At 74.2% G+C, this 21,063-nt stretch carries 17 protein-coding genes; 12 read left to right on the top strand and 5 right to left on the bottom strand.

All coding sequences use genetic code 11. From position 1 onward, the window contains the following. Positions 1 to 37: 37 nt before the first annotated feature. Positions 38 to 529: a flavin reductase family protein gene (locus tag AB0O40_RS25535; protein ID WP_365046115.1), complete on the bottom strand. Its 492-nt coding sequence runs from the start codon at positions 527 to 529 to the stop codon at positions 38 to 40. A gap of 169 nt (positions 530 to 698) precedes the next feature. On the opposite strand from AB0O40_RS25535, the gene AB0O40_RS25540 reads away from it, so the two are divergent. The 12 genes from AB0O40_RS25540 (at position 699) to AB0O40_RS25595 (ending at position 15,191) form a co-directional block, all read left to right on the top strand. Continuing rightward, complete coding sequence (locus AB0O40_RS25540) at positions 699 to 4,382, top strand: nitrate reductase subunit alpha (RefSeq protein ID WP_365046117.1); 3,684 nt, start codon at positions 699 to 701, stop codon at positions 4,380 to 4,382. Continuing rightward, positions 4,382 to 6,055, top strand: a complete 1,674-nt coding sequence (gene narH, locus AB0O40_RS25545) for a nitrate reductase subunit beta (RefSeq protein ID WP_365046120.1) — start codon at positions 4,382 to 4,384, stop codon at positions 6,053 to 6,055. The genes AB0O40_RS25540 and narH overlap by 1 nt, the downstream gene beginning before the upstream one ends. Before the next feature lie 41 nt (positions 6,056 to 6,096). Further along, on the top strand, positions 6,097 to 6,744 hold the full coding sequence (gene narJ, locus AB0O40_RS25550; RefSeq protein ID WP_365046159.1) for a nitrate reductase molybdenum cofactor assembly chaperone: 648 nt from the start codon (positions 6,097 to 6,099) through the stop codon (positions 6,742 to 6,744). Continuing rightward, positions 6,741 to 7,445 (top strand): respiratory nitrate reductase subunit gamma, encoded by a 705-nt coding sequence (gene narI / locus AB0O40_RS25555; RefSeq protein WP_365046123.1) that lies wholly within the window; start codon positions 6,741 to 6,743, stop codon positions 7,443 to 7,445. Before narJ ends, narI begins: the two co-directional genes overlap by 4 nt. A gap of 209 nt (positions 7,446 to 7,654) precedes the next feature. Further along, positions 7,655 to 9,142 carry an MFS transporter gene (locus tag AB0O40_RS25560; protein ID WP_365046126.1) on the top strand — a complete coding sequence of 496 codons (1,488 nt, stop codon included), beginning with the start codon at positions 7,655 to 7,657 and terminating at the stop codon, positions 9,140 to 9,142. Beyond that, on the top strand, positions 9,139 to 9,738 hold the full coding sequence (locus AB0O40_RS25565; RefSeq protein WP_365046129.1) for a TetR family transcriptional regulator: 600 nt from the start codon (positions 9,139 to 9,141) through the stop codon (positions 9,736 to 9,738). The genes AB0O40_RS25560 and AB0O40_RS25565 overlap by 4 nt, the downstream gene beginning before the upstream one ends. A gap of 123 nt (positions 9,739 to 9,861) precedes the next feature. Then, positions 9,862 to 10,566 (top strand): VanZ family protein, encoded by a 705-nt coding sequence (locus AB0O40_RS25570; RefSeq protein WP_365046131.1) that lies wholly within the window; start codon positions 9,862 to 9,864, stop codon positions 10,564 to 10,566. 9 nt (positions 10,567 to 10,575) lie between these two features. Next, positions 10,576 to 11,256 carry a response regulator transcription factor gene (locus tag AB0O40_RS25575; RefSeq protein ID WP_365046134.1) on the top strand — a complete coding sequence of 227 codons (681 nt, stop codon included), beginning with the start codon at positions 10,576 to 10,578 and terminating at the stop codon, positions 11,254 to 11,256. Then, positions 11,253 to 12,362, top strand: a complete 1,110-nt coding sequence (locus AB0O40_RS25580; RefSeq protein WP_365046137.1) for a HAMP domain-containing sensor histidine kinase — start codon at positions 11,253 to 11,255, stop codon at positions 12,360 to 12,362. Before AB0O40_RS25575 ends, AB0O40_RS25580 begins: the two co-directional genes overlap by 4 nt. A gap of 222 nt (positions 12,363 to 12,584) precedes the next feature. Then, positions 12,585 to 14,330 (top strand): hypothetical protein, encoded by a 1,746-nt coding sequence (locus tag AB0O40_RS25585; RefSeq protein WP_365046139.1) that lies wholly within the window; start codon positions 12,585 to 12,587, stop codon positions 14,328 to 14,330. Positions 14,331 to 14,383: 53 nt separating this feature from the next. Next, positions 14,384 to 15,013, top strand: a complete 630-nt coding sequence (locus AB0O40_RS25590; RefSeq protein ID WP_365046142.1) for a hypothetical protein — start codon at positions 14,384 to 14,386, stop codon at positions 15,011 to 15,013. Position 15,014: 1 nt separating this feature from the next. After that, entirely contained in the window at positions 15,015 to 15,191 is a 177-nt protein-coding gene (locus AB0O40_RS25595; protein WP_365046145.1) for a hypothetical protein, read from the top strand. Positions 15,192 to 15,221: 30 nt separating this feature from the next. Here AB0O40_RS25595 and AB0O40_RS25600 read toward each other — a convergent pair whose 3' ends face one another. The 4 genes from AB0O40_RS25600 to AB0O40_RS25615 form a co-directional block, all read right to left on the bottom strand. Continuing rightward, positions 15,222 to 16,916 carry an ABC transporter family substrate-binding protein gene (locus AB0O40_RS25600; RefSeq protein WP_365046148.1) on the bottom strand — a complete coding sequence of 565 codons (1,695 nt, stop codon included), beginning with the start codon at positions 16,914 to 16,916 and terminating at the stop codon, positions 15,222 to 15,224. A 74-nt stretch (positions 16,917 to 16,990) separates the two neighbouring features. After that, positions 16,991 to 19,087 (bottom strand): ABC transporter ATP-binding protein, encoded by a 2,097-nt coding sequence (locus tag AB0O40_RS25605; RefSeq protein ID WP_365046150.1) that lies wholly within the window; start codon positions 19,085 to 19,087, stop codon positions 16,991 to 16,993. Then, the gene (locus tag AB0O40_RS25610; RefSeq protein ID WP_365046153.1) at positions 19,084 to 19,935 is read right to left on the bottom strand and encodes an ABC transporter permease; all 852 of its coding nucleotides are present in this window, start codon (positions 19,933 to 19,935) and stop codon (positions 19,084 to 19,086) included. The genes AB0O40_RS25605 and AB0O40_RS25610 overlap by 4 nt, the downstream gene beginning before the upstream one ends. 1 nt (position 19,936) lies before the next feature. Beyond that, complete coding sequence (locus AB0O40_RS25615; protein ID WP_365046156.1) at positions 19,937 to 20,920, bottom strand: ABC transporter permease; 984 nt, start codon at positions 20,918 to 20,920, stop codon at positions 19,937 to 19,939. Between the last annotated feature and the right edge of the window lie 143 nt (positions 20,921 to 21,063).

The raw sequence follows: 21,063 nt of genomic DNA on the forward strand, positions 1-21,063 counted from the left end.
CCCGGCGGTCGGTCGACCGCCGGGCACCGGTGCCGGCTCAGACGGGGTGGCCGGGGTCGATGTCCTTGACCGCGTCGTAGTGCAGCAGGGCCGGCGCGGGGTCCCGGGGCGGGCCGACCTCGGTGGGCGCGAGCAGGAAGCCGACGTGGTCGCCGCCGTCGACCCGGTCCGTGATCCGGCCGACGAACCAGGCGGGGGCCCCGGCCAGCAGGGGGCTGCCGTCGGCGGCGGGCCGCCAGTCGAGGTCCGCGAACTTGTCCACCCGGTCGCCGGTCCGGCCGCCGAAGCGCTCGGCCAGCTCCCGCTGGCCCTCGCCCAGGACGTGCACCGCGAGGTGGCCGGCCCGGCGGGCCACCCGGTAGGTGTGGTTGAGCCGGGACAGCCAGACCATGAAGCGCGGCGGCCGGATCGAGCACTGCGAGGCGAACCCGACCAGGCACCCGGCCCGCTCCTGCCCCACGGCCACGGTCACCACGTACACGGGCCCGTCCAACGCCTCGGCGAACCCGTCGATCACGGTCTCGGCCACGGCCGTCCTCCTCCGGATCAAGAGCAGACCAAGTTACCTTCTGGATACATTCAACTACGCATGGCGACCGGACCGGCGGCCGGTGGACCCGGGGAGGGTCGGGGGGACCACTGCGGGCGGCGGCCGGGGACGGCGGGCCGGCCGCGTCTCCCAGAAGGGCGGCCACCAGGTGAAACGCGGCAGGACCAGGGCATCGGCGGAGCAGGCGGCGGACGCGGTGGCGGACCGGTTGTTGCAGGCCGGGCGGCTGCTCGGGCGGGCCGAGCGGACCCCCGACGACCGGGCGGTGTTCCGCCCGGACCAGTCGGTCAACGACGCCCCGTACCGGGAGCGCTGGGCCCACGACAAGGTGGTGCGCTCCACCCACGGGGTGAACTGCACCGGGTCCTGCTCCTGGCAGGTGTACGTGAAGGACGGCCTGATCACCTGGGAGACCCAGGCCACCGACTACCCGTCCACCGGCCCGGACCGTCCGGAGTACGAGCCGCGCGGCTGCCCGCGGGGCGCGTCCTTCTCCTGGTACACCTACTCGCCCACCCGGGTGCGCTACCCGCACGCCCGGGGCGTGCTGGTCGAGATGTACCGGGAGGCCAAGCAGCGCCTGGGCGGGGACCCGGTCGCGGCCTGGGCGGAGGTGACCTCCGACCCGGTGCGCAGGCGCCGGTACCAGGCCGCCCGCGGCAAGGGCGGGCTGGTCCGGATCGGCTGGCAGGAGGCCCTGGAGATGGCCGCCGCCGCGCACGTCCACACCCTGTCCGCTTACGGCCCGGACCGGATCGCCGGCTTCTCCCCGATCCCGGCCATGTCGATGGCCTCGCACGCGGTGGGGGCCCGCTTCCACGCGCTGCTCGGCGCGCCGATGCTCTCCTTCTACGACTGGTACGCGGACCTGCCGATCGCCTCGCCGCAGGTCTTCGGGGACCAGACGGACGTGCCGGAGTCCGGGGACTGGTGGGACGCGGCCTATCTGATGCTGTGGGGGTCCAACGTCCCGGTCACCCGCACCCCGGACGCCCACTGGATGACCGAGGCGCGCTACCGCGGGCAGAAGGTCGTGGTGGTCTCCCCCGACTACGCCGACGCCAGCAAGTTCGCCGACGAGTGGCTGCACCCGCACCCCGGCACCGACGGGGCGATGGCCATGGCGATGGGCCACGTGGTCCTCAAGGAGTGCTTCGTCGACCGGCAGGTGCCCTACTTCGCCGACTACGTGCGGAAGTTCACCGACCTGCCGTTCCTGGTGGAGCTCGAGGAGCGGGCGCCCGGCCGGCACGTGCCGGGCGCCTTCGTGACCGCCGCCGACCTGCGGTTGGCCCGGGAGGTGCCGGACGAGGCGGCGCGCCGCTGGATGCCGGTGCTGCTGGACGCCGCCACCGGCGCGCCGGTGGTGCCGAACGGCACGCTGGGCGACCGCTGGTCCAAGTACGGCGAGGGCCGCTGGAACCTGGACCTGGGCGGCATCGAGCCGCTGCTGAGCCTGTACCAGGGCGAGGACGGGCCCACCGCGACGGTGGCGCTGCCCCGCTTCGACACCAGCGGGGCGGACGGCCCGGAACTGCTGCGCTCGGTCCCGGTGCAGCGGCTGGGCGACCGGCTGGTCACCACCGTCTTCGACCTGATGCTCGCCCAGTACGGCGTGGCGCGGCCCGGGCTGGCCGGCGAGTGGCCGGCCGGGTACGAGGACGCCGCCGTGCCCTGCACCCCCGCCTGGCAGGAGGCCATCACCTCGGTGCCCGCCGGCGCGGTGCTGCGCGCGGCCCGGGAGTTCGCCCGGACGGCCGAGCAGACCCGCGGCCGCTGCATGATCGTCATGGGGGCGGGCACCAACCACTGGTTCCACTCCGACACCATCTACCGGTCCTTCCTCTCCCTGCTGCTGCTCACCGGCTGCCAGGGCGTCAACGGCGGCGGCTGGGCGCACTACGTCGGCCAGGAGAAGGTCCGGCCGTACGCCGGCTGGCAGCAGTTGGCCACCGCCGCCGACTGGGTGCGGCCCTCCCGGCAGATGGCCGCCACGCCGTACTGGTACCTGCACACCGACCAGTGGCGGTACGAGGGCCTGGCCGCGGACGCCCTCACCGCGCCCACCGCCCGCGGCACGCTGGCCGGGGCGCACACCGCGGACCTGGTGGCCCGCTCGGTGCGGCAGGGCTGGATGCCCTCCTCCCCCACCTTCGGTACCAACCCGCTGGAGCTGGGCCGGCAGGTCCGGGCCTCCGGGACGGACCCTGCGCAGTGGGTGGAGCAGCAGCGCGCGGCGGGCACGCTCGCCTTCGCCTGCGAGGACCCGGACGACCCGGCCAACTGGCCACGGGTGCTGACCGTCTGGCGGGCCAACCTGATCGGATCCTCCGCCAAGGGCAACGAGTTCTTCCTGCGCCACCTGCTCGGCGCCGAGGACAACGCCTCGGCCGCCGAGGCGCCCGCCGGGCAGCGGCCGACGGAGGTGGCCTGGCGCGAGGAGGCGCCGCGCGGCAAGCTCGACCTGCTGCTGGCGCTGGACTTCCGGATGACCTCCACCACCCTCTTCGCCGACCTGGTCCTGCCGGCCGCCACCTGGTACGAGAAGCACGACCTGTCCAGTACGGACATGCACCCCTACGTGCACGCCTTCTCCCCGGCGATCGACCCGCCCTGGCAGGCCCGCACCGACTTCGAGATCTTCCACGGGCTGGCCGCGAAGGTGGCCGAACTGGCCGCCGGCCGGCTCGGCGAGGCCTGGGACCTGGTGGCCACCCCGCTGGCCCACGACACCCCGGGCGAGGCGCCCCCGGCGGGTCCCACCCGGCCCGATTACACGCTCGTCAGGCGGGACTACGCGGGTCTCGCCGACCGGCTCGGGGCCTTCGGCCCGCTGCCGGACGAGCACGGCGTGCAGGTGCGCGGCACCACGGTGCACACCACCGCGGAATCGCACTGGCTGGCCGAGCGCTGCGGGACCGCCCGCAGCGGCGCGGCCGCCGGCCGGCCGCTGCTGGACACCGACGTCAAGATGTGCGAGGCGATCCTGGCGCTGTCCGGCACCACCAACGGCCGGGTGGCCGCCGAGGGCTTCCGGCGGCTGGCGGTGCGCTGCGGCCCGGGCAGCGGCCTGGAGGAGCTGGCCGCCTCGGTGGCCGAGCGGCGGATCGTGTTCTCCGACACCCAGGCCCGTCCGGTGCAGGTGGGCGCCAGCTTCGAGTGGTCCGGCAAGGAGGGCCCCGAGCGCCGCTACTCGCCCTTCACGATCAACACCGAACACCGCAAGCCCTGGCACACCCTGACCGGTCGTCAGCACTTCTATCTGGACCACGAGTGGATCGCCGAGTACGGCGAACAACTGCCGGTGTACCGGCCGCCGTTGGACCTCCAGGCGCTGGGGGACCCGGTGGGCCGGGAGGCGGCCGGCGGCGGCCGGTCGGTGACGGTGCGCTATCTGACCCCGCACTCGAAGTGGTCCATCCACTCCGAGTACCAGGAGAACCTGCTGATGCAGACCCTGGCCCGGGGCGGTCCGGTGATCTGGCTGGCCCCCGCCGACGCCGAGGCCGTCGGGGCCGCCGACAACGACTGGATCGAGGCGGTCAACGCCAACGGCGTGGTGGTCGCCCGGGCGGTGGTCTCGCACCGCATGCCGGCCGGCACGGTCTTCATGTACCACGTGCAGGAACGCATGGTGAACGTGCCCCGCTCGGAGGCCACCGGGCGGCGCGGCGGCGTCCACAACGCCCTGACCCGCCTGCTGATCAAGCCCACCCACCTGATCGGCGGGCACGCCCAGCTCAGCTTCGGCCCCAACTACTACGGGCCCACCGGAAACCAGCGCGACGCGGTCACCGTCATCCGGCGCCGCTCCCAGGAGGTCAGTTACTGATGCCCCGCAGCGAAGCGCCCATCGGACGCGTGATGGCCCAGATCGCGATGGTGATGAACCTCGACAAGTGCATCGGCTGCCACACGTGTTCGGTCACCTGCAAGCAGACCTGGACCAACCGCACCGGCAGCGAGTACGCCTGGTTCAACAACGTCGAGACCCGTCCCGGACAGGGCTACCCCCGCGGTTACGAGGACCAGGAGAAGTGGCGGGGCGGCTGGGAGCTCAAGCGGGGCCGGCTGGTGCCCCGCAGCGGCGGCCGGGCCCGCCGGCTCGCCACCCTCTTCGCCAATCCCCACCTGCCGTCCCTGGACGACTACTACGAGCCGTGGACCTACGACTACGAGAACCTGATCGAGGCCCCGCTGGGCGACGACGTGCCCACCGCGGCCCCCCGCTCCCTGATCGACGGCCGGCCCACCCAGGTGACCTGGGGCCCCAACTGGGACGACAGCCTGGGCGGCGGGCCCGAACACCTGGCCGGGGACCCGGTGTTGCAGAAGATGAACGAGCAGGTGCGGCTGGAGTACGAGCAGGCGTTCATGTTCCACCTGCCGCGGATCTGCGAGCACTGCCTCAACCCCTCCTGCGTGGCGGTCTGTCCGTCGGGGGCGCTGTACAAGCGGATCGAGGACGGGATCGTCCTGGTCGACCAGGACCGCTGCCGCGGCTGGCGGATGTGCGTGACCGGCTGCCCGTACAAGAAGGTGTACTTCAACCACCGCACCGGCAAGGCCGAGAAGTGCACCTTCTGCTACCCGCGCATCGAGGCCGGGCAGCCCACCGTCTGCTCGGAGACCTGCGTGGGCCGGCTGCGCTACCTCGGGGTGGTGCTCTACGACGCCGACCGGATCGGGGCGGCGGCCGCCGTCCCGGACGAGAAGGACCTGTACGAGGCGCAGCTCGGCTGCTTCCTGGACCCGGCGGACCCGGCGGTGCAGGAGGCGGCGGAGCGGGCCGGCATCCCGCACGACTGGGTCACCGCCGCCCGGCGCTCCCCGGTGCACGCGCTGATCAGCCGGTACCGGGTGGCGCTGCCGCTGCACCCGGAGTACCGGACCATGCCGATGGTCTGGTACGTCCCGCCGCTCTCGCCGGTCGTGGAGTCGCTGACGGCCTCGGGGCACGACGGCGAGGACCCGGCGAAGCTGTTCGCCGCGATCGACGCGATGCGGATCCCGGTCGGCTACCTCGCCGAGCTGTTCACGGCGGGCGACCCGGGGCCCGTGGAGGCGGCGCTGTGCCGGCTGGCCGCGATGCGGACGCACATGCGCCGGGTCAACCTCGGCGAGGAGCGGGACCCGGCCATCGCCCGCGCGGTCGGGATGGACGAGGAGGGCATCGAGGCCATGTACCGGCTGCTCGCGATCGCCAAGTACGAGGACCGCTACGTGATCCCCACCGGGTACACGGCCGGGGCGGGTGGGCACGGCGACCCGGGCGAGGCGTTCGGCTGCAGCCTGGACGGCGACGGCGGACCCGGCATGTATCCGGCGGACCCGGCGGAGGCCTTCCACGCCCCGCCGGCCGTCCCCGCCTCGGCCGGGTCCGGGCCGGCCGGCGGCGGCACCGCGGGCTCGGGCGGCTCGCTGCTGGGCCGGGTCAACCTCCTCAACTGGAACGGCCGGGGCACACCGGCCGGGCTCTTCCCGCCCGCGGAGCCGCGGCCGTGAGCGCCCGGACCGCACGCGCCGGCCGGGCACCGCGGGCCGCGGTGCCGGAGCCGACCCCCGAAGCCCGGCACGCCGCCGTGCACCAGGCCGCCTCGCTGCTGCTGTGCCACCCCGAGGAGGACTGGCCCGGGCGGCTGGCCCTCGTACGGGACGCGGTGGCCGGGCTGCCCGGCACGGAGGCGGCCCTCCTGGCGCGCTTCTGCGCGGCCGTGGCCGGGGTGCCGCCGCTGGAGCTGTCGGCGCGGTACGTCGCCACCTTCGACCGCAGCCGCCGCCGGACCCTGCACCTGACGTACTACACCGACGGCGACACCCGCCGGCGCGGCGGGTCGCTGGTCCGCTGGCGGCAGCTCTACCGCGAGCACGGCTGGCGGCCGCCGGCCGACGAGCTGCCCGACTTCCTGCCGATCGCCCTGGAGTTCGCCGCCCGCTGCCCGGAGCCGGGCCGGGCCGCGCTGCGGGAGCACCGGGCCGCCCTGGAGCTGCTGCGGATGGCCCTGACCGACCACCGCAGCCCGTACGCCGACGTGCTGGCGGCCGTCTGCGGCACCCTGCCCGGCGCCGCCCCGGCCGACCGGGCGGCCGCCCTGGAGCTGGCCCGCAGCGGGCCGCCCACCGAGACGGTGGGCCTGCTGCCCTTCCCCGTCCTGCGCCCGCAGGCGGCCGACGCCGAGGAGAGCCGACGGTGACCCACCTGCACGCGGCGCTGTGGGAGGTGCTGCCCTACCTGGTCGCGGTCGTGCTGGTGGGCGGCACCGCCTGGCGCTACCACTACGACCGGTTCGGCTTCACCACCCGCTCCAGCCAGCTGCACGAGCACCGGCTGCTGCGGATCGGCGGGCCGCTCTTCCACTTCGGCCTGCTCTTCGTGGCCGCGGGCCACGTGATCGGCCTGCTGGTGCCGGAGTCCCTGACCGAGTACCTGCACGTGCAGGAACCCCTCTACCGCGCCAACGCGCTGTTCGTCGGCGGCGCCGCGGGCCTGGCGACCCTCGCCGGTCTCGCGGTGCTCCTGTACCGGCGGCTGACGGTGCCCGCGGTGCGGGGCGCGACCAGCCGCAGCGACCGGGCGGTTTACCCGGTGCTGACGGCCGTGGTGCTGGCCGGCCTCACCGCGACCGCCACGACCCTGGCCCCGCACCCGTACGACTACCGGCTCGGGGTCTCGGTGTGGTTCCGCTCCGTGCTGGCCCTGGACCCGGACGTGCCGGCGATGGCGAACGCGCCGCTGGTCTACCAGGTGCACGCCCTGCTCGCGATGGCGCTGTTCGCCCTGTGGCCGTTCAGCCGCCTGGTGCACGCCTTCACGGCCCCGCTGGGCTACCTGGTCCGCCCGTACGTCGTCTACCGCTCCCGGGGCCACGCCCCGACGCCCGGCCGGGGGGACTGAGGGGCCCCGGACGGGCCGCGGGAGGGGCCGGCCCGGGCCCCGGCCGCCGCTCGCTCCAGCGGGACCCCAGGCTGGGGTGCACAACTGTTCACCAGGGGGGTGCACCATCGTTTACCCTGGAGCCCGGGCCGGGGGTGAACAACCGTGCACCCCCTGGGCCGCCACGCTCCCCCACCCGCCGGGAGCCGCCCCCTCCCGTCTGGAGCAGCATGCCCTCCGCGATACCCGCCGGCCCGGCCGTCCCGCCCTCCCGGTTCGTGGTGCCCGTCCTCGCCTTCTGCGGCATGGTCGTCGCCGTGATGCAGACCCTCGTGGTCCCGCTGCTGCCGCACGTGCCCGAGCTGACCGGCGCGAGTCCCGGCGCCGCCGGCTGGCTGGTCACCATCACCCTGCTGACCGGCGCGGTCTTCACCCCGGTCCTGGGGCGGATCGGCGACATGTACGGCAAGCGGCGCGTGCTGCTGGCCTCGCTCGGCGTGCTGACCCTCGGCTCGGTGCTCTGCGCGGTCAGCTCCGACATCGGGATCCTGATCACCGGCCGGGCCTTCCAGGGCGCGGCCCTCGCGGTGATCCCGCTGGGCATCAGCATCATCCGCGACGAACTGCCCGCCGAGCGGATCCTGCCCTCGATCGCCCTGATGAGCTCTACCCTCGGCATCGGGGCGGCGATCGGCCTGCCGGTGGCCGCGGTGGTGATGGAGAACTTCGACTGGCACACCATGTTCTGGGCCTCGGCCGCCCTCGGCCTGCTGGACCTGGTCCTGGTGCTGCGGATCGTCCCGGAGTCCCCGGTCCGCTCGGCCGGCCGCTTCGACCTGCTGGGCACCCTGGGCCTGACGGTCTGCCTGGTCGGGCTGCTGCTGGCCATCACCCAGGGCGCGGACTGGGGCTGGACCTCCGGCCGGACGCTGGGGCTGTTCGGCGGGTCCCTGGCCGTCGGCCTGCTCTGGGGCCGGTACGAGCTGCGCACCCGCTCCCCCATGGTCGACCTGCGGGTCTCGGCGCGGCCGGCGGTGCTGCTGACCAACGTCGCCGCCCTGCTCATCGGCTTCGCCTTCTACGCCAACTCGCTGGTCACCGGCCAGATGGTGCAGGAGCCCACCAGCACCGAGTACGGGCTCGGCGCCTCCCTCGTGGTGAGCGGCCTGTGCCTGCTGCCCGGCGGCCTGGCCATGGTGGCCCTCTCCCCGGTCTCGGCGCGGATCTCGGCCGCCTACGGCCCCCGCACCGCCCTCGCGCTCGCCGCGGTGGTCATGACCGTCGGGTACGTGATCCGCTTCTTCACCAGCCACAGCCTCTGGATGATCGTGGCCGGCGCCACCGTGGTCGCCTCCGGCACCGCGATCGCGTACTCGGCGCTGCCCGCGCTCGTCATGCGGGCCGTGCCGGTGGGCGAGACGGCCGCGGCCAACGGCCTCAACACCCTGATGCGCTCGGTCGGGCAGGCCTGCTGCAGCGCGGTGGTCGCCGCCGTGCTGGCCCACCTGACCTTCGTGGCCGGCGGCCGCACCGCCCCGACCCTGCACGCGTACCTCCTGATCTTCCTGGTCGCCGCCGGAGCGGCGCTCGCCGCGCTGGTCGCCACGCTCTTCCTGCCCTCGGACCGGCCCGCCCGGACGGCTCCGCGCCGCCGGGCCGGCCGGCGGGGTACGGTCGCGGTGACCGCCACCGCGACCGCCGCCGGGGAGAGCGCATGAGCACCACCGAGGGACCCGCCGACGGGTCCCCCGCCGTCCCCGGCACGGAGCCGGGCACCGGGAACGGCCGGGACGCCATCGTGCGGGCCGCCCGCCGGGCCTTCACCCTCAAGCCGTACGCCGAGGTGACCATGCGGGGCATCGCGGCCGCCGCCGGGGTCAGCCCCTCGCTGATCGTGAAGCGGTTCGGCAGCAAGGAGGCCCTGTTCAACACGGTCGCCGACTTCGGCGCGGCGGCCGACGAGCTGTTCGCCGCCCCGCCCGAACGGCTGGGCCGGCACCTGGTCCTGACGATGGCCGAGCTGCGCGACCGGCACGGCGGGGACCCGCTGCTGCGGGTGGTGTTCTCGCTCGGCATCGAGGACGAGCGGACGCTGCTGCGGGCCCGGTTCCGCGAGCAGGTCACCGGCCGGCTGGCCGGCGCGCTGAGCGGCCCGGACGCCGGGCTGCGGGCCGAGCTGATCGCCGGCCAACTGCTCGGCCTGGGCGCCACGCTGAGCCTGCACCGGCCGGACGGGGCCAGCTCCCGGGCGAGCGCCGAGCGGCTGGCCGACCTGTACGCCCCGGGCCTCCAGCGGCTGGTCGACGGCGGCTGACGGAGCGGCTGAACCGGCCGGCCGGGGCGGACCCGCCGGTGGCCCCGGCCCGCCGGCCGCATATCGCGGGCGTATCGGAATCCGCGTACGCACCCGCAACCGGCCGTGGGCTCTCATGGGCCCATGAGCCATCCCGCACCGGACCGCCCGGCCCGCCGCTTCCTCGCCCCCGGCCTGGTCCTGGGGCTCCTCGCCCTGGCGGGCGCCTCGCCCGCCGTCCGGCGGATGCTGCTGATGCCCGCACCGGCCTGCCTGGCCGGACGGTGGCACGGCTGCCTCGACACCTTCAACGGCGTGGTCCTGATGACGCTGGTGACCCTGCCGGCCGCCGCCGCGGTGGCCTGGGTCCTGGCCCGCCGCCGGCGCGCCGCCGGGGTCCCGCGGGCGGGGCGGACCGCGCTGGCCGAGGTGGCCATGGTGCACGGCACGGTGCCGTTCCTGTGGCTGATCCTGATGCCCGGTGCCGGGGCCGGGGCGGTACCCGGCCGGTTCAGCCTCGTGCCGCTGCGGGACCTGGCGACCATGGGGGCGCTCGGGATCGCCGGGAACCTGCTGGCCTTCGCCGCGCTGGGGGCCTTCGCCCCGGTCCGCTGGGCGGCACTGGCCTCGCCGCTGCGGATCCTGGCGCTCGGTGCGGGCTGCTCGGCGGTGGTCGAGACCGCGCAGTACGTCCTGCGGCTGGACCGGGTCTCCTCGGTGGACGACGTGCTGGTCAACGCCACCGGTGCCGTGCTGGCCGGGCTCCTGACCCGGCGCTGGTGGCACACCGCGGCGGACACGCCGCCCGCCGGACCCCGGCATACGCCGGCGATATCCACGGCTCCGTAGGCTGCCCGCATGCGCGTACTGATCCTGGAGGACGAGCCCTATCTCGCCGAGGCCGTCCGGGACGGTCTGCGGCTGGAGGCGATCGCGGCCGATGTCGCCGGGGACGGCACCAGCGCCCTGGAGCTGCTGCGCCTGCACGCCTACGACCTCGCGGTCCTCGACCGGGACGTGCCCGGCCCGTCGGGGGACGAGGTGGCCCGGCACATCGTCGCCTCCGGCAGCGGCATCCCGATCCTGATGCTCACCGCCGCCGACCGGATCGACGACAAGGCCTCCGGCTTCGAGCTCGGCGCCGACGACTACCTGACCAAGCCCTTCGACCTGCGGGAGCTGGTGCTGCGGCTGCGCGCGCTGGACCGCCGGCGCGGGCACGCCCGGCCGCCGGTCCGGGAGCTGGCGGGCCTGCGGCTCGACCCGTTCCGCCGGGAGGTCTTCCGGGACGGGCGCTACGTCGCGCTGACCCGCAAGCAGTTCGCCGTGCTGGAGGTGCTGGTCGCCGCCGAGGGCGGGGTGGTCAGCGCCGAGGAACTGCTGGCGCGGGCCTGGGACGAGCACGCCGACCCCTTCACCAACGCGGTCCGCATCACCGTCTCGGCCCTGCGCAAGCGGCTCGGCGAGCCCTGGGTCATCGCCACCCTGCCGGGGGTCGGCTACCGCATCGGCACCGCGGCTCCGGAGCAGGGGGCGTGACGAGGCGGCGCGGGCCGAGCGTCCGGCTGCGGCTCGCCCTCAGCTACACCGGCTTCCTGGCCCTCGCCGGGGCGCTGCTGCTGGCCGTGGTGTGGCTGTACCTCCTGCGGTACGTGCCCGACAACTCCCGGGGGCTGCTCGGCATCTCGCCCAACCGCTACCTGCTGGTGCACACCTTCGCCCCGGCGGCCGCCGTCGCGATGGCGTTCCTGCTCCTGTTCGGCCTGGTCGGAGGCTGGTTCCTGGCCGGCCGGATGCTGGCCCCGCTGACCCGGATCACGGCCGCGGCCCGGGCCGCCGGCACCGGTTCGCTCTCCCACCGGATCCGGCTGGCGGGCCGCACCGACGAGTTCCGCGAACTGGCCGACGCCTTCGACGGCATGCTGGCCCGGCTCGAGTCGCAGGTCGCCGAGCAGCAGCGGTTCGCCGCCAACGCCTCGCACGAGCTGCGCACCCCGCTGGCCGTCTCCCGGACCCTGCTGGACGTCGCCCGCCGGGACCCGGGACGGGACCGGGAGGAGGTCCTGGCCCGTCTCCAGGAGGTCAACACCCGCGCCATCGACCTCACGGAGGCGCTGCTGCTGCTCAGCCGCAGCGACGGCGGGACCTTCGACCGCGAGGTGGTGGACCTGTCCCTGGTCGCCGAGGAGGCCGCCGAGACGCTGCTGGCCGCGGCCGAAGGCCGCGGGGCCGTCCTGGAGGTCACGGGCACGGCCGCCCGCACCGCCGGCTCCGCGGAGCTGCTGCTGCGGATGGCGGTCAACCTGCTCCAGAACGCCGTGGTCCACAACCTCCCCGCGGGCGGCACGGTGGCGGTGCGCACCGCCACGGAGGACGGCGCGGCCGTGCTGCGGGTCGAGAACACCGGCCGGCCGGTCCCGCCGGAGCTGCTGCCCACCCTCACCGAGCCCTTCCAGCGCGGCACGGCCCGCACCCGCTCCGAGGAGCACGCCGGCGCCGGCCTCGGCCTGGCCATCGTCCACAGCGTCGTCCGCGCCCACGCCGGCACCCTGGAGCTGAGCCCCCGCCCGGCCGGCGGCCTCCTCGTGACGGTCCGGCTGCCGGAAGCGGAGGAGGGAACAACCCAAACCCATCCGTTCGGGTGACATTCCTTCCGGCCGATTCCCGCGTGCCCCACGTACGGGTGACACACCGTGTCGCCAGGTGGACGCGGCGTCAGGCCCCGCCGCGCCCCCGTGATCCGGCCAGCGGCCCCTGCGCGCGGCACCTGCCGGATCTTGTCCGGCGCCGTGCCGGGCCCCCACGATGCGGGGGCCCCGGCCGGGCCGCCCCGGGCCGGGCCCGGCCCGACCACCCGAAGGAGCTCCGTGGAGACCCTGTACACGCTCGCCTCCGGCAACGGCAGCAACCCGATGCCGCACCTGGGCTACGACGTCAGCAACGGCGACCTGATCCCCGGCGCGCTCATATCCAAGCTCAACATGTACACCCGCGACGAGAGTTCGGCCCGGCAGATCTGGGGCTGGGACGCCAAGTCGGGCACCGACGAGAGCCGCTTCCGCATCGAGCTGATCATCAAGTCCTGGCTGGGCATGGAGGGCCGGATCATCGACGCCATGCGCCGCCTGGACGGCGACGTGGCCGCGATGATCGAGAAGGACCAGGAGGCCGGTCTCGGCGACACCCTCTCCCCCTACGACGACGCGTACTTCGAGCGGATGAACGTCCTGGAGCGGGACGGCGACGAGGAGGGCCTGTTGCGCCTCCAGGCCGAGGGGGGGCGGCCTGCCGGCCGGGTGGGCGAATACCTCCACTCGCTGAACGTCAACGCCGCCCGCCGGATGGTCGACTGGTCCTTCGACGGCCCCACGGGCATGGGCGACGGGCTGCTCCCCTTCTCCGACGGGTTCTGGAACGCCGAGGGCGCCCCGGCGGTCACCGCCGCTGAGCGCACCCGGATCGCCGACCTGATCGCGCTCGTCTGGGAGGCCCAGCAGGGCGGTCCGTCCGCCGCGGGCAGCATCGGGTACGCCCTCGACTTCTACCTGCGGGGCCCCAAGCTCGCCGCGGAGCCCACCGCCGGGCAGCAGGCCGTCGCGGACCACCTCCGGCGGGCCGTGGGCAACGGCGGCTCCCGCTTCCACCGCGCCTACCGGCCGGCCGCCTTCATCGACTTCACCGATCCCGTGGTGGCCCGGCCGATCCCGCCGGGCTCCCTGTCCGGCGGCGGCTACAGCTTCACCACCACCATGTGGCGGCTGATGGACGTGGCGTACGACGCGCAGCGGATCGTCGACCCGGAGCTGCGCGACCTGGTGGACCACTGCCTGGCGGTGCAGGCCGAGTACCAGCTCCAGGCGCTGTTCACGGACCGCGAGATGATGCGGGTCATCGACTCCAGCGGCCAGAACTTCGAATACCTCAAGGCGAAGGCGGCCGCCGAGGCCGCCAAGGAGCAGGGCGGCAGCTTCTGGGGCTTCCTCGGGGACGTCCTCGGCTTCGTCTCGGCCGTCACCGGCGTGCTCGCGATGATCCCGGTGCTCACCCCGATCTGCGGCCCGATCTCGCTGGCCACCGGCGCGGCGTCGTTCGGCGCGCACCTGGTGGACGCGGCGATCAAGGGCGACTGGGACGCGACCACCATCGCCGGGCTGGGGGCCGACGCGCTCAGTCTCATCCCCGGCATCGGCGCCGTCTCCAAGGGCCTCAAGGCCGGGCGCGCCTCCATGAAGGCGGTGGGCTCCGTCAAGGTCGCCTCCCGGGCGGCCGGGCGCACCTTCGTCGCGCAGGTGGCGGGCAAGGGGGCCTCCGACGCCTCGACCGTCTTCAACTACATCGGGACCCGCGGCGCCAAGGTGGTCGGGGCCAGCGCCGACGCCGGGAAGCTGGCGGGCAAGGTGGTCCAGGGCTCGGTGGTGCTGGCCACGCAGGTGCCGTACACCCTCTCGCTGGCCGGGGTGGACACCGGCGCGGTCGCACCCGGGACCGCCGGCGGCAGCCTGGCCGTCTGGTACGGCAACTCGGTCGGCAGCTGGGGCGCGGTCGGCACCGCCGCCCAGAACGGCGGGAAGACCACCCTCGCCGTCCTCGGCAAGATCATCGGCCGCCGCTGAGCCCGCGCCCCGTCCGCCCCTCCCGCCGTCCCACCACCCTGGAGCCGTACGCCATGCCCGACGCCACCGTCGAACTCCCGCTCACCTTCTCCGTCCCGGACGCCTTCCAGGACCTCGACTTCCAGGTGTCCGCCGAGGTCAACACCAACCGGCTGCTCGACAACCTCGAATCGCTGACGCCCCGGCCGGGCCAGGAGCAGATCGCGCACGCCGTCCTGGCCCAGCAGACCATGTACGAGACGCTGGCCGCGGCCGGCGCGGTGTACGCGGGCGTCCTGCTGTCCGGACCGACCAAGGACAACCCGACCAAGCCGCTCAGCTCGGTGCTGCTCTCGGTCACCGCCCGGCCCAGCGAGCTGTCGAACGAGCACACCGTGCGCCGGCTCTCGCGCACCATGGGCGCCCTCTACCCGGAGGCGGAGGTCGGCGTGGTCGTGCTGGGCTGCGGGCCGGCCGTGGTCATCACCCAGGACACCAAGGTGTCGTCCCCGGCGAACCTGCTGGAGAACGACATGAAGCCGACCGTGGTCCGCCAGGCCCACGTCTTCGTCCCGATCCCGGGCCGGCTCGCGATGGCGGACTTCTCGCTGGCCACCGAGAACATCGAGGAGTGGGAGGACTGCCTGGAACTCCTCGGGGCGACCCTCGCCACGATCGCCTTCACCGAGCCCGCGGCGGCCTGAGGTGGCCGGCCCCGCCGGGGACGGCGGGCGCCGTGCCGCCCTCGCGCGGGCCGGCGCCGCCGGCCTGGGCGTGCTCGCCCTGGCGCTGGCGCTCGCGCTGGACCGCTCCTGGCTGTACGCGGTGGGCGCGGTGCTGATGCTGTCCTCGGCGCTCGCCCGCCCGCGCGGCGGTCGCTGACGCGGGCGGGCACCGGGGGCCGCGGGCGGGCTACTTCTGCCAGCCCACGGTCTCCGGCAGCGGGGTGCCGAAGATGGTGGCGCCGACGTTGGCCAGGCCGTCCTTCACGCCGTAGATCGACGGGCCGCTGAAGAGCGGCAGGTAGCCGTACTGGGCCAGGGCCTTGCGCTCGACGGCGTTGGCCCGGGCGGTCTGCTCGTCGAGGTCGGCGACGGCCGCGACCTCCCGGATCTCCTTGTCGAGGGCGGGGCTGCCGATGCCGACGATGTTGGAGCCGCTGTCGGTGCAGTAGAACTCGCACAGGTAGCGGGTGCCGAAGGGGTCCGAGGAGCGGTTGCCGACCAGGAAGATGTCGAAGCTGCGCTCGGTGAGGATCTTGGCGAAGTCCGCGTCGGTGGAGTTCTTGAGCTCCACCTTGATGCCGACCGGCTTGAGCATCTGCACGACGGCGCCGGCGGTGGCCTTCTCCAGCGGGTCGTCGCCGCGCAGCGTGTACGAGACGGTGAGCTCCTTGCCGTCCTTCTCCCGGACGCCGTTCCCGCCGGGCTTCCAACCGGCCGCGTCCAGGGTCTTCTTGGCGCTCTCCGGGTCGTGCTTGATCACGGCGCCGACGTTGTCCGAGTAGCCCTTCTGGAAGCTGAAGAGCAGCAGGGAGCCGGGCAGCGGCTCGCGGTAGTCGTTCAGGCCCTGGAACTGGATCTTGGCGATCTGCTCGCGGTCGATGCTCTCCAGGAGCGCCTTGCGGACCTGGAGGTCCTGGAGGTTGGGCGACTTGGCGTTGACGTAGAAGGAGTAGGCGAAGGGGCTGCCGCCCTGGCGGATCCCGGTGCCCGGGACGCCGGAGAGCCGCTTGAGGCCTTCCGCGTCGCCCGCCGAGGTGTAGTCGATCTGGCCGTTCTTGAAGGCGTTGGCCGCGGCGGCCGACTCCAGGTTGACGTAGACGCGCTTGTCCAGCTTGCCCTTCTTCCCCCACCACTTGGGGTTGCGGACGAAGGTCAGGTCGCCGGCCTTGGCGTCGAACTTCCCGACGGTGTACGGGCCGGCGCCCCACTCGGGGTGCACCTTCTTGACGTAGGCCTCGTTGTAGCCGGCGACGGTGGCCGCCTCGGGGTGCAGGAAGGTGGTGAACAGGCTGGACCACCAGGGGGCGACGCCCTTGAAGTCGATGACGGCCTGCTTGTCGTCGGCGCCGCGGGTGACCGAGGTGATGTGGGAGAAGCCCTCGGTGTCGGCCGCGTTGTACTTCTTGTCGGTGCCGTTGTTCGCCAGCCAGGTGGCCTTGACGGCGGTCCAGTCGATCGGGGTGCCGTCGTTGTAGACGGCCTTGGGGTTGAGGGTGAGCACCACCCGCTGGTTGCCGCCGGTGACGGTCACCTTGACGTCGGTCAGGTAGTCGGGGTTGTACTGCGTCTCGCCGGTGGGGCTGTACGTGATGACGTCGGGGTTGTACCAGAACCACACGCGCTTGGCGGTGAGCGTGGCGTTGGCGTTGAAGGGGTTGCCCTGGTCGTCGATGGTGCCGGCGGTGGTGTAGGTACCGCCGTCCTTGACGGCGTCGTAGGCCCGCGGGTTGTAGTCGGTCTTCGCCGAGGCCGCGGCGGGGGTGGCCGCCCCGGGACCCTCGCCGGACCCGGAGGCGCCGGAGTCGTCGCCGCCGCAGGCCGTGGCGGTCAGCGCCAGGGCCGCGGTGAGGACGGCGGCGGGGAGGGCGGTTCTGGTGCGCATGAGGTGTTCCTTCGACGGGTGGGGCGGCACACGGGATGGGGTGCCGCCGCGGTGGTGGTGCGGTGCGTCCGCGGTCAGCGGGCGTGGCAGGCGTGCTGGTGGCCGGAGCCGGGGGCGGCCGGGGCGAGGGCGGGCCGTTCGGTGCGGCAGCGCTCCCGGACCCCCTCGTCCAGGAGCCGGTACAGCGGGCAGCGGTCGACGAAGACGCAGCCCGGCGGGAGGTCCGAGGCGCTGGGCTGCTCGCCCCGGAGCACGATCCGCTCGCGGGAGCGCTCCCGGGCCGGGTCGGGCACCGGGATCGCCGAGAGCAGCGCCTCGGTGTACGGGTGCCGGGGGTCCGCGAACAGCTCCTCGGTGGTGCCTGTCTCGACGACGTGCCCGAGGTACATGACCGCGATGCGGTCGGCGAAGTGCCGCATCACGGCCAGGTCGTGGGCGACGACCAGGTACGCCAGGCCCAGTTCCCGCCCCAGCCGGGTGAGCAGGTTGACCACGCCCGCCTGCACCGAGACGTCCAGGGCCGAGACCGGCTCGTCCAGGACCACGATCCGGGGGCGGGTGGCCAGCGCGCGGGCGATGCCGACCCGCTGGCGCTGCCCGCCGGAGAGGGTGGCCGGGAAGCGGTCCGCGGTCGCCGGGTCCAGGCCGACCATCTCCAGGAGTTCGGCCACCCGGGACCGGACCTGCGCCCGGTCTGCGCCGACCGCCTGGAGCGGTTCGGCGAGCAGCCGGTGGACCGGGAGCCGCGGGTCGAGGGAGCCCATCGGGTCCTGCATGACGATCTGCACGGCGCCGCGCAGCTCGCGCAGCCGCTCGGCGGAGCGGGGGTCGGCGACGTCGGTGCCGGCCACCTCGATCCGGCCGCGTTCGGGCCGGCGCAGCCGCAGGACCTCGAGCAGGGTGGTGGTCTTGCCGCTGCCGGACTCGCCCACCAGGCCCAGGGTCTCACCGGCCCGCAGCTCGAAGCCGACGTCGCTGACCGCGTGCAGGGTGCCGACCCGGCGCTTGAGGAAGGCGCCCTTGGTGACGGGGAAGGTCTTGCCCAGCCCCGACACCGACAGCACCACCTCGCCCGCGGCCCCCGCGGTGCCGGGCTCCGCCTCGAACGCCTCGGGGGCCGGGAAGAGCCCGCCGGCCGGCAGCCGTCCGTCGGCGATCTCCTCGGCGCGCAGGCAGGCGACGCTGCCGTGCCCGTCGACCGGGACCGGTACGGGTTCCTCGGTGCGGCAGCGGTCCAGGGCGGCCGGGCAGCGGTCCGCGAAGGGGCAGCCGGTCACCGGCCCCACCAGGGACGGTGGTTCCCCGCCGATCGGGACCAGCGGGCTGCCCTTGGGGGCGTCGGGCCGGGGCACCGCGCCCAGCAGGCCGATCGTGTAGGGCATCACGGGCCGCCGGAACAGCTCGTCCACCGCGGCGCGTTCCACGATCCGCCCGGCGTACATCACGGCCACGTCGTCGGCGTACCCGGCGACCACGCCGAGGTCGTGGGTGATCAGCACCAGTCCGGCGCCGGTCTCGGCCTGCGCGGTCCGCAGCACGTCCAGGATCTGCGCCTGCACGGTCACGTCGAGGGCGGTGGTGGGCTCGTCGGCCACGATCACCGACGGGGAGTTGGCGATGGCCAGGGCGATGACCACCCGCTGGCGCATCCCGCCGGAGAACTCGTGCGGGAAGGAGCGGGCCCGGCGCGCCGGTTCGGGGATGCCGACCAGGTCGAGGAGTTCCACCGCGCGCTGCCACGCCGCCCGCTTCGACAGGTCCTGGTGCACCCGGAGCGCGTCGGCCAGCAGCCGGCCGACCGGGAAGATCGGGGTGAGGGCGGAGAGCGGGTCCTGGAAGACCATGCCGAGTTCCTTGCCGCGCACCCGCGACATCCGGCGGTCGTCCAGGCCGACCAGGTCGCGTCCGCCGAGCAGCACCTGCCCCGAGACGCGGGCGGTGGGCGGCAGCAGCCCCATGATGCCCATCGCGGTGGCGGACTTGCCCGATCCGGACTCGCCGACGATGCCCAGCGTCCGGCCGGGCAGCAGGTCGAAGTCCACGCCGCGGACCGCGGCGACGGGTCCGGCCTCGGAGGGGAAGGAGATCTCCAGGTCCCGTACCGACAGGACGGGGGCCGCTCCGGTGGCGGCCGGGGCCGACTCGGGGGCGGGGGTGAGGGTGAACGTCATCGTGCGCCTCCCGAGGCCGCCGATACCGAGGTGGGGTCGAGGGCGTCCCGCAGTCCGTCGCCCACCAGCGTCATCGACACGGTGAGCAGGACCACCAGCCCGGCGGGGAAGGCGAACAGCCAGGGCGCGCTGGTGATGGTGCCGGCGCCGTCGGCGAGCATGGTGCCCAGGGACACGTCGGGGGTGCGCACGCCGAAGCCGAGGAAGGACAGCGCCGTCTCGCTGAGCACGGTGGCGACCACCCCGAGGGTCAGGTCGACCACCAGCAGGGAGCCCAGGTTGGGGATGATGTGCCGCAGCACGATCCGCCAGGGGCGCACCCCCATGAACTCCGCGGCCAGCACGTAGTCGCGTTCGCGCAGCGAGGTGGACAGGGACCAGACCACCCGGGCGGTGGTCATCCAGCCGAAGACGGTCAGGACGAGGATCAGCGCCCGCCAGTCCCCCGCGAGCCGGTGCGAGACCAGCGCGAGGATCAGGAAGGACGGGACCACCAGCAGGAAGTGGATGACCGCCAGGGTCGCCCTCTCCACCCGGCCGCCGAAGTACGCGGCGCCCGCGCCGATCACGGCGGCCAGCACGACCGTCAGGGCGGACACGCTCACGGCGATCACCAGCGAGCGCTGGAGGCCGTGCACCGCCTCGGCGAACACGTCGTTGCCGCCCTGGTTGGTGCCGAAGTGGTGGACGCCGCCCGGTGGTTGCGTGAGGGCGGTGAAGTCCGCGTCGGTGTGCACGAAGTCGGTGAGGGCGCCGCCGAAGAGGGCGAAGAGCACCAGCAGGACGAAGAGCGCCACGCCCAGCAGGGCGCCCCGGTTGCGGGCGAAGCGCCGCAGGTAGAGCGTCATGTCAGCGCACCCGGACCCTCGGGTCGAGCAGGACGACGGCGATGTCGGCGAGGATCGCGCCGATCGCCGTCATGGCCGCGCCGAAGGCCGCCACCGCCACGGTGCCGTGCACGTCGTTCTTGCTGATGGTCTGGACGAAGTACTGGCCCATGCCGTTCCAGCCGAAGACCGTCTCGGTGATGACCGCGCCGGTGAAGACGGCGGGTACGGAGAAGGCCACGGAGGTGGCGGTCGGGATCAGCGAGGCGCGCAGCGCGTGCCGGCGGATGGCCCGGGCCCGGGTCAGTCCGGTGGCGCGGGCGGTGCGCACGTAGTCCGAGCCGATGGCGTCGAGCAGCAGCGTGCGCTGGGTCAGGTGGTAGCCGACGTACCCCAGCAGGGTCAGGCTCAGCGTCGGCAGGGCGAGGTGCTGGAGCCGGTCGACGAAGGTAGGCCAGGCCCCTTCGACGGTCGGGGACTTCTCCCCGGCCACGTACAGGAAGCGCAGTCCCAGGCTCTGGTTGAGGCTGATCCCGGCGAGCACCACGGCCAGGGCGGCCACGGCGGTGGGGACGTTGAAGAGGAGCACCGAGACGAGCTGGGTGAGGCGGTCCCACCAGCCGTACTGGCGGGAGGCGGTGGAGACGCCGAGGGCCACCCCGAGGAGCACCGACAGGAGCGTGGCGAGGGTGACCAGCTGGCCGCTGACCAGGACCCGGAAGCCGATCTCGGAGTTGACCGAGGCGCCGACCGGCGACTTCCCCCAGTCGAAGCGCAGGAGGACGTCGGCGAACCAGTGCCACCACCGGTCGCCGAGCGGCACCCGCGGGTCCAGGTTGTACGGCGCCAGGGCCTGGTCGATCTCGGCGGCGCTGCGGACCGGCCGGGTGTCCTTGTAGTTGGACCGGGGGTCCAGGAACCAGGCGGCGAGCAGGTAGGTGGCGTTGGCGGCGACCACGATCATGGCGAGCCAGCCGACGGTCTTGCGGAGTACGTGGCGGAGCATGGACTTTCCGGAGGTGGGGCGGGAGCGCGGTGGCCGGTCCCGGCGACGCGGCGCTCGTGGGGACGCCCGGCCCCGGTGGGGGCCGGGCCGGGGCGGGGGGGGCGGCGGGCCGCGGGGGGGCCGCGGGCGCCCCCGCCGCCGCA

The sequence above is a fragment of the Streptomyces sp. NPDC089919 genome (genome assembly GCF_040684615.1).
In the GTDB taxonomy this organism is placed as follows: Bacteria; Actinomycetota; Actinomycetes; order Streptomycetales; family Streptomycetaceae; genus Streptomyces.

Excerpts from the sequence above, each read along its gene's own strand:
- AB0O40_RS25575 (WP_365046134.1), top strand. The coding sequence starts at position 10,576 with ATGCGCGTACTGATCCTGGAGGACGAGCCCTATCTCGCCGAGGCCGTC.
- narH (WP_365046120.1), top strand. The coding sequence starts at position 4,382 with ATGCCCCGCAGCGAAGCGCCCATCGGACGCGTGATGGCCCAGATCGCG.
- AB0O40_RS25605 (WP_365046150.1), bottom strand. The coding sequence starts at position 19,087 with ATGACGTTCACCCTCACCCCCGCCCCCGAGTCGGCCCCGGCCGCCACC.
- AB0O40_RS25610 (WP_365046153.1), bottom strand. The coding sequence starts at position 19,935 with ATGACGCTCTACCTGCGGCGCTTCGCCCGCAACCGGGGCGCCCTGCTG.
- AB0O40_RS25590 (WP_365046142.1), top strand. The coding sequence starts at position 14,384 with ATGCCCGACGCCACCGTCGAACTCCCGCTCACCTTCTCCGTCCCGGAC.
- AB0O40_RS25565 (WP_365046129.1), top strand. The coding sequence starts at position 9,139 with ATGAGCACCACCGAGGGACCCGCCGACGGGTCCCCCGCCGTCCCCGGC.
- AB0O40_RS25600 (WP_365046148.1), bottom strand. The coding sequence starts at position 16,916 with ATGCGCACCAGAACCGCCCTCCCCGCCGCCGTCCTCACCGCGGCCCTG.
- AB0O40_RS25615 (WP_365046156.1), bottom strand. The coding sequence starts at position 20,920 with ATGCTCCGCCACGTACTCCGCAAGACCGTCGGCTGGCTCGCCATGATC.
- AB0O40_RS25570 (WP_365046131.1), top strand. The coding sequence starts at position 9,862 with ATGAGCCATCCCGCACCGGACCGCCCGGCCCGCCGCTTCCTCGCCCCC.
- AB0O40_RS25560 (WP_365046126.1), top strand. The coding sequence starts at position 7,655 with ATGCCCTCCGCGATACCCGCCGGCCCGGCCGTCCCGCCCTCCCGGTTC.